The sequence below is a fragment of the Hyphomicrobiales bacterium genome (genome assembly GCA_039973685.1).
GTDB lineage: Bacteria > Pseudomonadota > Alphaproteobacteria > Rhizobiales > JACESI01 > JACESI01.
Genome location: JBDWKL010000021.1, coordinates 63,072 through 76,707, shown reverse-complemented (window position 1 = coordinate 76,707; position 13,636 = coordinate 63,072). Strand labels below are relative to the sequence as shown.

Annotated in this window: 16 protein-coding genes; 7 read left to right on the top strand and 9 right to left on the bottom strand. The window is 47.9% G+C overall.

What is annotated here, in order from left to right:
• Positions 1–76: 76 nt before the first annotated feature.
• Positions 77–829 (top strand): cell cycle transcriptional regulator TrcR, encoded by a 753-nt coding sequence (locus ABJO30_07135; protein ID MEP3232585.1) that lies wholly within the window; start codon positions 77–79, stop codon positions 827–829.
• 64 nt (positions 830–893) lie between these two features.
• Here the strand turns inward: ABJO30_07135 and ABJO30_07130 are convergent, their stop codons facing one another.
• The 5 genes from ABJO30_07130 to ABJO30_07110 form a co-directional block, all read right to left on the bottom strand.
• The gene (locus ABJO30_07130; protein ID MEP3232584.1) at positions 894–1,520 is read right to left on the bottom strand and encodes a hypothetical protein; all 627 of its coding nucleotides are present in this window, start codon (positions 1,518–1,520) and stop codon (positions 894–896) included.
• 15 nt (positions 1,521–1,535) lie between these two features.
• The gene (locus tag ABJO30_07125; GenBank protein ID MEP3232583.1) at positions 1,536–2,591 is read right to left on the bottom strand and encodes an FAD-dependent oxidoreductase; all 1,056 of its coding nucleotides are present in this window, start codon (positions 2,589–2,591) and stop codon (positions 1,536–1,538) included.
• A 45-nt stretch (positions 2,592–2,636) separates the two neighbouring features.
• Positions 2,637–3,431 (bottom strand): SDR family NAD(P)-dependent oxidoreductase, encoded by a 795-nt coding sequence (locus tag ABJO30_07120; GenBank protein MEP3232582.1) that lies wholly within the window; start codon positions 3,429–3,431, stop codon positions 2,637–2,639.
• Positions 3,432–3,475: 44 nt separating this feature from the next.
• On the bottom strand, positions 3,476–5,362 hold the full coding sequence (locus ABJO30_07115; protein ID MEP3232581.1) for a propionyl-CoA synthetase: 1,887 nt from the start codon (positions 5,360–5,362) through the stop codon (positions 3,476–3,478).
• A 293-nt stretch (positions 5,363–5,655) separates the two neighbouring features.
• The gene (locus ABJO30_07110; protein MEP3232580.1) at positions 5,656–5,835 is read right to left on the bottom strand and encodes a DUF465 domain-containing protein; all 180 of its coding nucleotides are present in this window, start codon (positions 5,833–5,835) and stop codon (positions 5,656–5,658) included.
• A gap of 329 nt (positions 5,836–6,164) precedes the next feature.
• Here ABJO30_07110 and ABJO30_07105 point away from each other — a divergent pair, with 329 nt between their 5' ends.
• Positions 6,165–6,371: a DUF465 domain-containing protein gene (locus ABJO30_07105; protein MEP3232579.1), complete on the top strand. Its 207-nt coding sequence runs from the start codon at positions 6,165–6,167 to the stop codon at positions 6,369–6,371.
• 5 nt (positions 6,372–6,376) lie between these two features.
• Here the strand turns inward: ABJO30_07105 and ABJO30_07100 are convergent, their stop codons facing one another.
• The gene (locus ABJO30_07100) at positions 6,377–6,967 is read right to left on the bottom strand and encodes a GGDEF domain-containing protein (GenBank protein MEP3232578.1); all 591 of its coding nucleotides are present in this window, start codon (positions 6,965–6,967) and stop codon (positions 6,377–6,379) included.
• 196 nt (positions 6,968–7,163) lie between these two features.
• Between ABJO30_07100 and purE the strand changes: the two genes are divergently transcribed.
• The 4 genes from purE to ABJO30_07080 all read left to right on the top strand — a co-directional run bounded on the left by purE (position 7,164) and on the right by ABJO30_07080 (position 10,172).
• A complete protein-coding gene (gene purE / locus ABJO30_07095; protein MEP3232577.1) occupies positions 7,164–7,658 on the top strand; it encodes a 5-(carboxyamino)imidazole ribonucleotide mutase in 495 nt (164 codons plus the stop codon).
• The gene (locus ABJO30_07090) at positions 7,648–8,760 is read left to right on the top strand and encodes a 5-(carboxyamino)imidazole ribonucleotide synthase (protein ID MEP3232576.1); all 1,113 of its coding nucleotides are present in this window, start codon (positions 7,648–7,650) and stop codon (positions 8,758–8,760) included. Before purE ends, ABJO30_07090 begins: the two co-directional genes overlap by 11 nt.
• A gap of 181 nt (positions 8,761–8,941) precedes the next feature.
• Entirely contained in the window at positions 8,942–9,166 is a 225-nt protein-coding gene (gene rpsU / locus ABJO30_07085; GenBank protein ID MEP3232575.1) for a 30S ribosomal protein S21, read from the top strand.
• Positions 9,167–9,344: 178 nt separating this feature from the next.
• A complete protein-coding gene (locus tag ABJO30_07080; GenBank protein MEP3232574.1) occupies positions 9,345–10,172 on the top strand; it encodes a tetratricopeptide repeat protein in 828 nt (275 codons plus the stop codon).
• A 92-nt stretch (positions 10,173–10,264) separates the two neighbouring features.
• On the opposite strand, the gene ABJO30_07075 is transcribed toward ABJO30_07080, so the two are convergent.
• The 3 genes from ABJO30_07075 to ABJO30_07065 form a co-directional block, all read right to left on the bottom strand.
• Positions 10,265–10,396 (bottom strand): aa3-type cytochrome c oxidase subunit IV, encoded by a 132-nt coding sequence (locus ABJO30_07075; protein ID MEP3232573.1) that lies wholly within the window; start codon positions 10,394–10,396, stop codon positions 10,265–10,267.
• 82 nt (positions 10,397–10,478) lie between these two features.
• Entirely contained in the window at positions 10,479–11,861 is a 1,383-nt protein-coding gene (locus ABJO30_07070; protein ID MEP3232572.1) for an AarF/ABC1/UbiB kinase family protein, read from the bottom strand.
• Positions 11,862–11,953: 92 nt separating this feature from the next.
• Complete coding sequence (locus ABJO30_07065; GenBank protein MEP3232571.1) at positions 11,954–12,544, bottom strand: gamma-glutamylcyclotransferase; 591 nt, start codon at positions 12,542–12,544, stop codon at positions 11,954–11,956.
• A gap of 66 nt (positions 12,545–12,610) precedes the next feature.
• On the opposite strand from ABJO30_07065, the gene ABJO30_07060 reads away from it, so the two are divergent.
• The gene (locus ABJO30_07060) at positions 12,611–13,636 is read left to right on the top strand and encodes a DUF2125 domain-containing protein (GenBank protein MEP3232570.1); all 1,026 of its coding nucleotides are present in this window, start codon (positions 12,611–12,613) and stop codon (positions 13,634–13,636) included.

Sequence of the window (13,636 nt, the reverse complement as noted above, 5' to 3'; positions counted from 1 at the left end):
TTCCCGTCATTGTCAAAGACAAGACTGTCCCGCTCCCAGCTTGAATGCTGGCGGACAAAGAACAAGGAAACTATGCATGGCTCAAGCTCTTTTAATGCCAAAAGCGACTGCCGTTTGGTTGGTTGATAATACAGGTCTTTCGTTTGATCAGATTGCTGAATTTTGCACAATTCACCCACTTGAAGTGAAAGCGATTGCTGATGGTGATAGCGCACAAGGCATTAAAGGCCTGGACCCGATTTCAACGGGACAATTGACTCGCGAAGAAATCGAAAAAGCGCAAGAAGACCCAAACCGCAAGCTTACCATATCAAAGCCAAAAGTTTTGGTGCCAGAACGCTCGAAGAAAGCGCCGCGCTATACGCCTGTTTCCCGTCGCCAAGACCGCCCAAATGCGATCTTGTGGCTTACACGTAACCACGCTGAATTGAAAGATTCTCAAATCATCAAATTGGTGGGTACAACCAAGCCAACCATTCAAGCGATTAAAGACCGCACTCATTGGAATTCAGCTAATTTGACACCGTCTGATCCTGTGATCCTTGGTCTGTGTACGCAAATCGCGCTTGATGCTGAAGTGACGAAAGCAGAGAAATATCTGCCGCCTAAGCCTGAATTGCCAGCGGGTGAAACATTGATCCCTGTTGCAGAAACAGCGCCAATTTATCCACAAGACGCGCCGCAGCCTGACCTAAGCCACGACAGTGTGTTTGGTGCACCAGCGCAGCCTCCGCAGCCGAGAGAAGAAGATGTAGAACCACATTATGATGTGGACAGCGTTTTCGGCAAACTTGCTGAACTTAAAGGTGACGAAGGCGGCGACGCTTAGTTATTGCCTTTAAATTGAATGTTTAAGAACCCGGCTTTTGAGCCGGGTTTTTTATTCATTCAATCTATAATCGCCCCTCAGCCAAAATGATGCTTGCGGGTTCTTGGATGGATTGAAACGGTTTTTTTCCCTGATACTCAAAATGCTCAAACGAGACTTCAGCTTGTTTGGTATGGCCCATTTTATTCAAGACAAAATGCTGTGTGACAGCGGATGATAATTCGCCGATGACTGAATGGAAGCCCCGTTGTTTCGCATGAGCATGGGCGTATGTTCTCATTTCTTGGTAGATGCCTTGACCAAGATAATCGGGTGCGATGGCTGCCATGTCCAGAAAGGCAATGTCACCCACTTTGGGTGCGCGTTGTTTGATGAAAGAATGGCAAAGCGCTTTTGATAAAGCTGATAGTGGTGCGAATTTTTCAGGTACGGTGCTTTTTGCGTGGATGTGGTGATGAAAATCGCACGCAATTAAACAACCAATCACGTGGTTTGTTTTGGTATCAATCGCGGCGATCGATAACCCCTCTAACACCATTTCATCAAAGGAGGTTTGCAAGTAGGGACGGTATTCTTCCAGACTAATGTTGAGTGCTTTGTGGAGGGTGCTCGCGTTTACAAATACCTGTGTTACCAAATCAAAGGCTGCTTGGTTTGTTGGGGCGGTAAGAGGGTGGAACTGGATGGGCACGGTTTGTTTGTTGCTCTAATTAAGTTTTATCAACGCATCTGCGGTTGCTTCTGCAGCAGCCAATGCGCCTTCTAAATATCCGCCCATTTCTGGTGCAACTTCGGTGACACAGAGGTGGATGTTGCGGTCTGGAAGAGTTTTAAGGGCTGCTGGCAATCCATAATCTGGATGGTGCATCAGCGGGGCATGATCAAGGGTGTTTGCTGTGTGCGGATCAAATGCCCAATCTTCATAAATCAGCTCAATTGGGTTTACAGCCTTTTCACCAAACAGGCGAATGAGCTGCGCTTGAACAGCGGCTAAAATTGCTTGTTTATTGTTTCCCCGATGTTGGGCAGAGACACCAAGGAAGCCGAACAATCCAGCAGAGGATTGCGGGGTGTTGGGCGATGCATCATGAATTTCAACCATTGGGCCATGCCTGCTTGACGCATCTCCTGAAAGGCCCGCTTCCCGCCAAAACGGTTTTTCGTAGAGCGCCAAAATTTTTGCGTGACCCGCCATCCATGTTGAGATGGAACGCATACTGTCTATTTGAACTTGATCCAAAGGAGGTTCGATCGTGAGGTCTTGGATCAATCGAGGGGGTAGGGCGAACACCACTTGTTGCGCTTGGCACATGTTGCCATTGGTGAAGGTGATGCCAGCGTCATGGTCTATCGTTTCGGCTATAAATTGCGTGTGGATACGATCTTTGGGTAAGGCATCTGCAATACCTTCAGTGAGTTTCCCCATGCCGCTATCAACCCGCCAAGACCCTTGCATGGAGGCGAAGCCTTGGTCCCGAATGACACGGCCATCTTCTGTTTCATAAAGCTGCATGCCTGTCGCGAATTGATTAAAACACGTAAGGCCTAGATCAGAAATGAGTGCTTCCATTCTTGTTTGACCAGACCAAAACCATGCAGGACCAAGATCATAACTTGCACCTTCTAATTGATGGGTTTTGATGCGACCACCAAGCCTGCCGCGCGCTTCAAAAAGCTGGAAATCAAGTCCTGCCTTGTGCAAATGACGCGCCAGTGAAAGGCCCGCAAGTCCGCCGCCAATGATGGCAATATTGGTTTTCATCGTTGCCTCATTGGTCCGTTTTTGCCTGTTTAATTGGCCTTGAACTTACGCTTCGTCTGGCACAGGCACAACATAGTTGAGGCCCAACCGACCACCATCTGCATAGATGGTTTGACCGGTGATATAGCTTGCATCATCGGATGCTAGGAATGACACCACAGAGGCGATTTCTTTCGGGTCGCCTAGTCTCGATGCTGGAGTGCGAGAGAGCATGCGCGCGCGGGCTTCTGGGTCGTGGTTCACGGCCTCTAGCATTGGCGTCATGATGGAACCGGGACCGACAGCATTTACGCGGATGCCATGTTTGGCAAGGGCGAGGGAGGCGACTTTTGTCAGTTGGTTCACGCCACCTTTTGAGACGGAATAGGGAATTTGGTTTTCAATCGCGACCACTGAGTTGATCGACGACATGTTGACGATTGAGCCTGGTTTAGAACCTGCTTCCGCGCGCTCCACCATGTGTTTTGCAACGGCTTGTGACACGAGGAACGAACCTTTGAGGTTGATGTCCATTACACGGTCGAAATCTTCTTCGGTAATTTCTAAAAACGATGCGCCATGCACAACGCCTGCATTGTTGACCAGAATATCAATGTCGCCGTAGGCATCGAGCGTGCTTGCCACAAGGTTGTGAACATCAAGGCGCTCAGCCACATTGCAATGGACATAGCGCACAGGCCCATATTCGCCCAAGGCTTGAACGGCTTCGCTTGCCAGATCATCGTTGATGTCGGCGATAACCACGCGGGCGCCATCACGAAGAAGACGCTCACAAATTGCATAACCAATGCCCTGTGCACCGCCGGTTACAATCGCCACGCGATTTTGATGTTCAGCCATGTTCAAACCCTTTATGTTTTTAACTCAGCACGCAGCTTTGCAAATTACTTAGACAGCGCTTCGCGTATTTCATCAATAATGGCTGGATCGTCAATAGTGGCAGGTATTGCAACGTCTTCACCATCGGCAATCGCTCGCATTGTAGCGCGTAAAATTTTGCCTGATCGGGTTTTCGGCAGACGAGCAACCGACACTACTTTTTTAAAGGCTGCAACAGGTCCAATTTCTTGACGCACCAATGCGACGACTTCTTTTTCTATCTCTGAAGTGTCACGATTGACGCCTGAATTGATGATAAGGAAGCCTGCTGGAATTTGACCCTTCAATTTATCCGCGATGCCAACAACGGCACATTCAGCCACATCTGGGTGGCCTGCGACCACTTCTTCCATGCCGCCTGTTGAAAGGCGGTGGCCTGCAACGTTGATGATGTCGTCGGTGCGGGCCATGATGTAGACATAACCGTTTTCATCAACATAGCCTGCATCGGATGTTTGGTAGTAGCCTGGGAATTCTGCGAGGTAGCTTTCTTTAAAGCGTTCGTCGTTTTCCCAAAGAGTTGGAAACGCACCAGGCGGTAGGGGGAGTTTCAAAACAATATTGCCAAGTTCTCCCGTTTTAACTTCTACGCCTTCATCGTTTAAAACCTGTAGGTCGTAACCCGGCATTGGAACCGTTGGCGAACCAAGCACGACAGGCAGTGGTTCAATCCCCATTGGGTTGCCTGCGATGGTCCAGCCTGTTTCTGTTTGCCACCAATGATCGATCACAGGCACGCCAAGCTTATCTTGCGCCCAAACTATCGTGTCTGGGTCAGCGCGTTCGCCTGCGAGGAAAAGAGTTCTGAAATGGCTGAGGTCATAATCTTTGATGAAATCGCCATTTGGGTCATCTCTTTTAATCGCACGAAAGGCTGTTGGTGCGGTGAACAGGGCGACCACTTTATGGTCGCTAATCACACGCCAGAAGGTGCCAGCATCGGGTGTGCCAACGGGCTTGCCTTCAAACAAGATAGTCGTGCAACCATGCATTAAAGGCGCGTAGACAATGTAAGAGTGCCCGACGACCCAACCAACATCAGATGCCGCCCAAAAGGCTTCACCTGGTTTGATGTCGTAGATATGTTCCATCGACCATTTGGCCGCGACCATATGGCCGCCATTGTCGCGAATGACGCCCTTTGGCTCGCCTGTTGTGCCGGAGGTGTAAAGCACATAAAGCGGATCTGTCGCCTTAACTGGAACGCAAGGCACATCGCGTCCGCGGGTTGCATCCATTGCGATTTTCATGTCTTCGTCACGGCCTTCAATCAAATCGCAAGTCAATTGCTCGCGCTGTAAGATCAGGCAATAAGATGGCTTGTTTGTTGCCAGTTCAATTGCTTCATCAAGCAGGGGCTTATAGGCAATGGTGCGACCGGGCTCTAAGCCGCATGATGCAGATATGATCGCTTTTGGTTTGGCATCATCAATGCGGATCGCGAGTTCGCGCGCAGCAAATCCACCGAAGACTACAGAGTGCACTGCTCCGATGCGGGCGCAAGCGAGCATGGCAAAAGCTGCTTCAGGCACCATTGGCATATAGATGATGACACGGTCACCTTTTTCAACGCCTTGGTCTTGCAAGGTGGCTGCCATGGCAGAGACTTCGCTCCGCAGGTCGTTATAGGTGAATTTCTTCTGACTGCCGGTCATTGGACTGTCATAGATGATGGCGTTTTGTTCGCCACGTCCGTCAGCTATTTGTCTGTCGACGGCATTGTAACAAGTGTTGCATTCGCCACCGACATACCAGCGGCCATAAATGCCTGCATCTGGATCAAAGGTTTTGTCGAAGGGTTTTGACCATTCTATCGCTTGAGCTGCTTCTTCCCAAAATTTCTCTGGGGCAGCTTTCCACTGATTATAAACTGATTGGTATGTACCCGACATTCTATCCTCCTCCAGACGCTACTAACGCCCTAGTTCCATGCAGGTATAGCCAATAAAGCCGCATACAGGAATCAATAAATTGGATGAGGTTGGATCAATGCAGGAAGAAACGGCCAAAACCCGCCAATTGAGGATGTTTGCAAAGTAACTTTGCACTCTTTGGGCGATGAGCGTTTGGGTAATGAGTGTTTGGGTAAGGCGTGATGTTGGGGGGGGAGGCGATAAGATTAAAGTGAAACCGCATGCCGCTGCGGTTTCAGTGTTGGTTATCGATTTCTAACTGGTTTCGACCCTTAATGGTGCACTTCTTCTACGGAAAGACGATGAATTTGATCTTTCAAATGTAGTTTTTTTCTTTTGAGGGCAGCAATTTCCAGCGGATTTTGGCTTGGATGCATACCAGCAGATTTAATCTGCTGTTCTAGGTTGCTATGCCGTTTGTTTAGTTCTTCAAGATGCGATTCCATCGACATTCATGTATCCCTTTCAAGTTGGCAACAATGTAAGCTCGTCAGACAACCTGACAAGATTATTGTCTTTATGCGTTTGAAAAGGATGCCATACAAAGAGTGAAACAACAGCAAGTTTTACAACACACAATGACAATTCTGATAGCGTAGCAAATGAAGTCTGAAGCGCAATGATAAGTTTTTAAAAATTTGTTGAAATTGAAATTCTAGTTGTTCTCCACAGTCAATTTGTGGAAAAAGCGGTAATTCGTGGTAAAATATGGGAAGGCTAGGCTGTATTCTTATGGGCCACCTTAAAAGGCCATCACAAAAAAACGAATCGAGCTTGTTGCGTGACAGACGATGAAGAAAAAGAAATCCGAATTGAAATCGGAAAATTGCGACAAGAGCACCGTGATTTAGACGCAGCGATTGATGCGTTAATGGAAGCGGGTAAGTCTGACCCGCTTAGGGTCCAGCGTTTAAAAAAACAAAAGTTGCGATTGCGTGATAAAATCACAGCGATGGAAGATGGCCTCTTTCCAGATATTATTGCTTAATCAGCTTAGCCCGCGCTTTTAAATCGGCGCTTTGCTTTGTACATGGCTTGGTCGGCACGCTCTAGCAATGTTTCCGCTGTATCGTTTTTTTCTAAAATAGTGACACCCGCTGAGGCTTTAATGTGCGTTTCAACTTGCTTGGATATTTTTACAAGCGGTTTGCAAATGCCATCCATGATTTTAGCGCCGCGAGTTTGGGCTGTTTCGTGATTGACATGCCACAACAAAACCGCGAACTCATCGCCGCCTAATCGGGCCACGATGTCTGATTGACGAACTTGCCTTTGTAGTCGATAGCCAACCGTCTTTAGCATAAAATCGCCTGTTTGATGGCCATATGTGTCGTTGATCTGCTTGAATTCGTTGAGATCTATATATAAAAGACAAGCGGGTACTGAATATCGGTGGGCATAAGAGACGGCGCTATTAAGTGAGCGCGAAAACCCGCGCCGATTTAAAAGCCCTGTTAACTCGTCTTCAACAGCAATTTTTGCGAGCTTTTCTATCTGCTTTTTGAGGTGATCATTCTCTTCAGCCAAGGCAGAAATATGGGACTGCGCTTCCGGTGATAGGTCGTTAATGTCAACAGCCATCATGACACTATGTGCTCCATGTTAGAGGCGCGGTTATAGTGTGGAAGCGCTGGTCAAAAATTAACTGAGCCAGCCATTTTGCATTCATCGTGTGGCAAATCTTAAGTTTACGCACAAAGTTTTACGCTTTTCCTTGCGTCGCCAAGGATGCTGAGTATAGTCGCGCCTTCTCCTGATATAGTTGAACGAAAGACATGATATGGGTGATAAGTCCCCAAGAGTTGCAATTATTATGGGTAGCCAGTCTGATTGGCCAACCATGAAGCATGGCGCGGATATCCTTGATGAGTTGGGTGTGAGCTATGATGCGAAGATCGTTTCAGCCCACCGAACACCAGATCGCCTCGTGGAATTTTCCAAAGGGGCGAAAGACGCAGGCTATCAAGTTGTCATCGCGGGTGCGGGGGGAGCAGCCCACCTGCCAGGTATGTGTGCTGCCATGACGCCATTGCCTGTGTTCGGTGTGCCTGTTCAGTCAAAAGCGCTTTCAGGTCAAGATAGTCTTTTATCGATCGTTCAAATGCCCGCGGGCATTCCTGTTGGTACGCTTGCCATTGGCAAAGCGGGGGCGGCCAATGCGGCACTCCTTTCTGCGGCTGTTTTGGCCCTTCAAGATAGTGATTTAGCTGAGAAGCTCGATCAATGGCGTGCGGCCCAAACGGCAAAAATTGCGGAAGAGCCGCATGATGAATAAGACGCGCATTGGTGATGATGAGGCGCTTCCACTTGGAGGCACAATCGGCATTTTGGGCGGCGGACAACTTGGCCGGATGCTCGCTTTAGCGGCAAGTCCTCTTGGATTTCGCTGCCATGTATACAGCGCAACGACAGGCCCAGCCTTTGATGTTTGCGTTGAAGGAATGACCGCAAAATATGAGGACCGCGCCGCCTTGGCAGAATTTGCCAAAAGCGTTGATGTGGTCACTTATGAGTTTGAAAACATTCCGGTTTCTACCGTTGAATTCTTATCCCAGTTTTGCCCTGTAAGGCCTAATCCACGGGCGCTGGAAGTGTCTCAGGACCGTTTGGTTGAAAAGCAGTTTTTACAAAAATGTGGTGCCACCGTTGCAGGATTTGCAGCTATTGAAACGGGTGCAGAGCTTGAAGAGGCGCTGGCTGAGTTTGGTGGAAATGGGGTCTTGAAAACCAGACGCTTTGGTTATGATGGCAAGGGGCAGGTGATGCTCCGCGCTGAAAAACCAATGCCTGCAGTTGAGGCCGTCAATGAGTTAGGCAGTGTGCCGCTAATATTGGAAGAACTCATCCCGTTTAGCCGTGAAGTTTCTGTTATTGCTGTGCGTGGATTGAATGGTGAAACTTGTAGTTATGATGTTGCAGAAAATGTGCATGAAAATCACATTCTAAAAACATCCACTTTACCAGCCAACCTCACAGATCAAGCAAAAGCTGACGCACGGCTTATTGCTGAGAAAATTCTGAGCGAACTTGAATATGTGGGCACAATGGGCGTTGAGTTCTTTGTGGTTGATGAAGGTGGCGAAACTCGATTGCTAGTCAATGAAATTGCGCCACGGGTTCACAATTCTGGTCACTGGACGATGGATGCTTGCTCTTATTCGCAGTTTGAGCAGCACATGCGCGCCGTCGCTGGCTGGCCTTTGCAGCCTTGTGATCGTCATGCAGATGTGGTGATGACCAATCTGCTTGGTGATGATATTCACAATTGGGCTGACTATGCCAAGGAACGTAACGTTCATTTCCATGATTACGCCAAGCATCAGGTTAAGGCAGGGCGTAAAATGGGACATATCAACCGTTTGAGCCCTATTAGATAAGGATTCAAATCTTGTTGAATTGCCTTGGTTTTTTCGCGATTTTTTCGCGAATTTTCACACCTGTGCCATAGACAGGCCTTGTGCTTTCTGGTATCAACCGCCCACTTGATGGCGCTATCGGGCTGTGAAGACCCTTTTTTATTGCGCCTTTCGCAAAAATTAACAAAGATAGGAAGAACGAGTGCAAGTACTGGTTCGTGACAACAATGTTGACCAAGCGCTTCGTGCGCTGAAAAAGAAAATGCAACGTGAAGGCATTTTCCGTGAAATGAAGCTTCGTAATTTTTATGAGAAGCCGTCTGAAAAAAGAGCGCGTGAAAAGGCTGAAGCCATTCGCCGCACGCGCAAACTTGCGCGCAAAAAGATGCAGCGCGAAGGTCTCTTGCCAAGCAAGCCTCGCCGCTAGTATTTTCGCGAAGTAATGAATATTCAGGGCTGGGACGTTGATCAAAGCGTATCCCGGCTCTATTTATTTGTAACTGTAACGTGTATTAATGATTCAACACTACTTATGATTTGACCTGCAGACATCTTCGTGGTGATAAGGTCCTGTCTTAATTGGACGAGAAGAGATGGCGTTGCAAATGAAACAACTTAGAACCGCATGGCCGCTTTTGCTTGGCTTGGTTATTGCTGGTTGTCAGAGTAATAGTTCATTTATTGAACTTGAAGCGGTTGATCCAGCGACAGCGTCTTCTGGCAATATAGCGTCATTAACTGAAGTTATTCGTAACAGTCCCAATAATGCAGCAGCGTTTAACACACGCGGCTCTGCTTATGGTTCAGCGACTCGTTTTAAACTTGCTTTGGCTGATTTCAATGAAGCCCTGCGCATTGATAATGATTTTTATCAAGCTTATGCAAACCGTGCGCTTGTTCTGCGTGCAACAGGCAATCAGCAAGGCGCTCTTCAAGACTACAACAAGGCTCTACGAATAAACCGCTCTTATGATGTGGCTTATATTGGGCGCGGTAATTTATATCGTACGCAAGGCAGAGCTGATGATGCGCTTAGAGATTACAATCAAGCAATTTCTTTAGGCACAACAGATCCGAGAGCATTTCATAACCGTGGATTATTGTTCCAGATTAATAATCGCAACAATGAAGCCATTGACGATTTTACAACCGCAATTTCATTAGCTCCCCGTGCTGCTGCGCCTTGGAATGGCCGTGGCGCAAGTTATTTGGCGATTGGGAATGTGAAAAGTGCGCTGGTCGACTTCAATGAAGCGCTGCGACGGGACAGAAGCTCGCACACGGCTTGGACGAATAGAGGATTTGCGGAAGAGCAGCTTGGCGATAAACGCTCTGCGAAAACTTCTTTTCAGCGGGCTTTGCGCGTGAAACCAAAACATAAGCCAGCTGTAGACGGATTGGCGCGTGTAAGCGCAAAACCTAAAGATGCTTAAATGGCACTTTTCAGCGCCATTAAATTATCAATGCTAAATGAAATAAAGGCGGGTTTTGAACCGCCTTTTTTGTTTTTTATTGAGACCTGCGATTAGAGCAGGAAAAATGCCATCAAAACCAAAATGAGTATCACAGCAATCGTGCCCCATTTCGCCATGCCTAAAAACATTGCGTATGTTTTGTTATGCTCTGGATAATCCATAACTGTATCTTTGTCAGCCATTGCGCTTCCCTCGAACTTGAATTTTACCCGCTATAGCGAACAGGCCCAAATTAGGCAAGCGCTATGACGTAACGTTTGATGGTTATTTTGCTGCTTCCATGGCAGGAAGTGCAACGCGGCTTAAAGCATCATCTTGTGATTTTTTCAAAACATCGATGTCGAAGTTTTCAATTTGCTCATTAAACAGCTCATAAAAATTCTTTTTTGCGCGCATATGTAAGAATACACCGCCAAGCCCAATGGCGGCACGATCCATAAACACAAATTCCTGCGGAATAGTCACTGGCCCATGTTCGCGCAGAGCTTTGTGAACATTAAACGCTTCTTTGCGGCCATAATCACCCGGTTTGATACCATCTGCAATTTCTCGCACGCGGTCATCAAGCAGCGGGCCATAGATGAATTTTGCCCAAATGGTCATGGCATCAATCAATGGTCTGCTTAAGCCTTTAAACCCCCATTCCTCATAGGCATTTACAACGCGTGCTTCATCATTGGTTCTAAGGCCGTGATAAAGGTCGAGGACGGCTGCGGCAAAGCGTGGTTCGAAAATACGGATACACCCAAAATCAAGCAGGTTGATGCCTGATGGCTGCCCGTCTTCTTCAAAAACGGTGTAATTGCCAAGATGTGGATCACCATGAATGACGCCAATATTATAAAGCGGGTACCACCACGCTTTGAACATCGCGGTACAAAGGCGATTTCTGTCTTCTTGAGAATGCTCTTTATAGGTGAGCATCTTATTGCCTTGTAGCCATTCCATCGTCAGGAGACGATCAGATGAAAGTTCCGCATTATATGTTGGAACGCGGACCAAATCTTCATGGGCGAGAATGTTGGCATACATCTGCATGTGTTTGCCTTCACGCAGATATTGCAATTCTTCGCGCAACCGCGCGCCGATCTCTTTTGAAATCTCGCTGGTATCAATAGCGCGTTCAACACGGCGGAAGAGCGAGAAAATAAGATGCAGCTGATTAAGGTCCGCTTCTACAGCGCTTGCCATATCTGGATATTGCAATTTGCAGGCAAGCTGTTTGCCATCAAGGGCCGTTGCTTTGTGGACTTGGCCAAGTGAAGCGGCTGCGGAGGGTTCTTTGTCAAAATGTTCAAACCGTGATTGCCATCCGGCCCCAAGTTCAGAACGCATGCGACGTTTGACGAACACCCAACCCATTGGTGGCGCATCAGATTGGAGTTGGCTGAGTTCAGAGGCATATTCAGCGGGTACGGCTTCAGGAATGGTGGCAATTAATTGCGCGACCTTCATGATCGGGCCTTTGAGATTGCCAAGGGCTGCGGCGAGGGCTGCGGCGTTTTTGTCGTCATCGACATTAAGGCCAAACAAGCGTTTGCCTGCCATCTTTGCGGCAATTCCACCAACGCCCGTGCCCACTTTTGCATAACGTGACAGGCGGCCTGACATTCGGTTGTCTTCAGATTTATAATCGTCTGCGGCCATGTTGATGCTCGAAATAGCGTTTATTTTACTTCTATTTATATAGGTCGGTTTGGCTCGTATACCAACGCTTGTTCACAATAAAATGCGGAACCCTAACGGCGCAAATCTGCACAAAGTTTCGCGAGAACAGGATCGTCTATTCCTTCGGCTTCCAATTGATTAAAAGTGGAAAGCACATAGTCGATATTATTGCCAGAACCACCAACCCCTTGGCGCACGAAACGAACAAGCGCTTCATGGGAAAGGGTGCCTGCATATTGCTTGTGATCTTCTACGGCGGTGTAAAAGAGGGCGTTTACTTGACGCGGTGATGGGCCTTTGAGTTCAATTGACCCTTGCGCTTCTTGATAAACATTCGTCACCAGCTCCCGCGCCCGCAACATTTCAACGGCAGATGCTTGAGCGTGAGGCGGGATTTTGAAAGCAACGCCCTGACAATGAATATCACTGAGGGCGTCTCCACGATGAAGGCCGAATACCAAACCCGGTGTTTCTTGCGTGCCGCGATGAACCCACGAATAAATGCAAAGGGCGCGACAATAGTTTGAAAGGACTGCCGGTTGGCGATCTGTGAACTCAAAATCTGGTTTCCACATCAAAGAACCGTAAGCAAAGACCCAAAAGTCGTCACGATTGTCGTTGAAGAGTTCCTCATCGGGCAAAGTCGTCGTATAGAGTGTCATGATGATGTCCTAGCAAGTGCCCATCTTGGGTACAAGAACGCTGTTTATAAAGATTGAAGGTTGTCTATGAAAACTCGCTTTAAATTTCTTATTGCTGTTGTGTTGCTCGCTTCTGTTGGTTGGGGCTTTGGTTGGAATTTTGTTTCGGCAAAAGCGCAAGAGCAGCTTGATAAGGCATTGGCCCAAGTGAATACGGGTGACCGGAAACTTAGCTGTGACAATCGTCGTTCTAGCGGATTTCCTTTTCGCCTTGTGGTTTCTTGTGATGAAACAGTGTTTGAGCGAGGACGCGATATTGCCGTTAATTTTGCAGGCCTTGACGCGCAGGCTTTTGTTTATCGCCCGCATCATCAAGTGGTCAATTTCAAATCACCTGCACGTATTAAGGCGGGCCGGTTAGGCACTGTTGAGATTACGTGGAAGAAGGCGCGGCTTGGCTCCAAGCTTCATACAGATGGTGTAAGTGCTGCAACTGTTCGCGTTGAAGATGCTCGAGCAAGTCTTGTTGATGCACCGCCAGAAGTGGCTGGAACATCGCTTTTTGCAAGATCGGTGATGCTAAGTGCAAGACGCACCACGGGTGATGAACAGCCCGATTCCGTCGTCTTCGGCACCATCACTAAGGCAATTGAAATGCTGGGTTCGCAGTACAAACTTCCTCCGATTGATGTTGAAGGATCAGTCGTTGCCCATGATGTCGCGCCTGCCTTTAGTGGCAAAGCCAAACCGTTTCATTTGTGGATTCAAAAAGGTGGTGAGGCAGACATTCAAGGCATCAGTCTGTTGTCAGGAAACGCTGAACTATTCGCCAAGGGCTGGGTGAAGCTTGATCTCGATGGTTTTTTGAACGCTGATCTTGATGTTGATAGCGCCAATCTCAATGAATTTGTTGACGCGATGGGGCCAGAGCTTGTGCAAATTCAATCTGTAGCGCGTGCTGTGATTGGGGCAATGGAAGGCTTCGGTACGGATTCAACGTTAAACGGTCAGCCTGCAAAACGGGTGCGTGTTGAAATCAGACGCGGCTTTGTCAAAATCGGCTTCATCCCGCTTGGATCAATTCGTCAGTTCGATCTGTCGCGCTTTAAATAA

Bases quoted from the DNA above. Each gene is read 5' to 3' on its own strand.
- ABJO30_07125 (MEP3232583.1), bottom strand. From the start codon at position 2,591: ATGAAAACCAATATTGCCATCATTGGCGGCGGACTTGCGGGCCTTTCA.
- ABJO30_07075 (MEP3232573.1), bottom strand. From the start codon at position 10,396: ATGGCTGACAAAGATACAGTTATGGATTATCCAGAGCATAACAAAACA.
- ABJO30_07115 (MEP3232581.1), bottom strand. From the start codon at position 5,362: ATGTCGGGTACATACCAATCAGTTTATAATCAGTGGAAAGCTGCCCCA.
- ABJO30_07060 (MEP3232570.1), top strand. From the start codon at position 12,611: ATGAAAACTCGCTTTAAATTTCTTATTGCTGTTGTGTTGCTCGCTTCT.
- ABJO30_07120 (MEP3232582.1), bottom strand. From the start codon at position 3,431: ATGGCTGAACATCAAAATCGCGTGGCGATTGTAACCGGCGGTGCACAG.
- ABJO30_07080 (MEP3232574.1), top strand. From the start codon at position 9,345: ATGAAACAACTTAGAACCGCATGGCCGCTTTTGCTTGGCTTGGTTATT.
- ABJO30_07110 (MEP3232580.1), bottom strand. From the start codon at position 5,835: ATGTCGATGGAATCGCATCTTGAAGAACTAAACAAACGGCATAGCAAC.
- purE (MEP3232577.1), top strand. From the start codon at position 7,164: ATGGGTGATAAGTCCCCAAGAGTTGCAATTATTATGGGTAGCCAGTCT.
- ABJO30_07065 (MEP3232571.1), bottom strand. From the start codon at position 12,544: ATGACACTCTATACGACGACTTTGCCCGATGAGGAACTCTTCAACGAC.
- ABJO30_07090 (MEP3232576.1), top strand. From the start codon at position 7,648: ATGATGAATAAGACGCGCATTGGTGATGATGAGGCGCTTCCACTTGGA.
- ABJO30_07100 (MEP3232578.1), bottom strand. From the start codon at position 6,967: ATGATGGCTGTTGACATTAACGACCTATCACCGGAAGCGCAGTCCCAT.
- ABJO30_07070 (MEP3232572.1), bottom strand. From the start codon at position 11,861: ATGGCCGCAGACGATTATAAATCTGAAGACAACCGAATGTCAGGCCGC.
- ABJO30_07135 (MEP3232585.1), top strand. From the start codon at position 77: ATGGCTCAAGCTCTTTTAATGCCAAAAGCGACTGCCGTTTGGTTGGTT.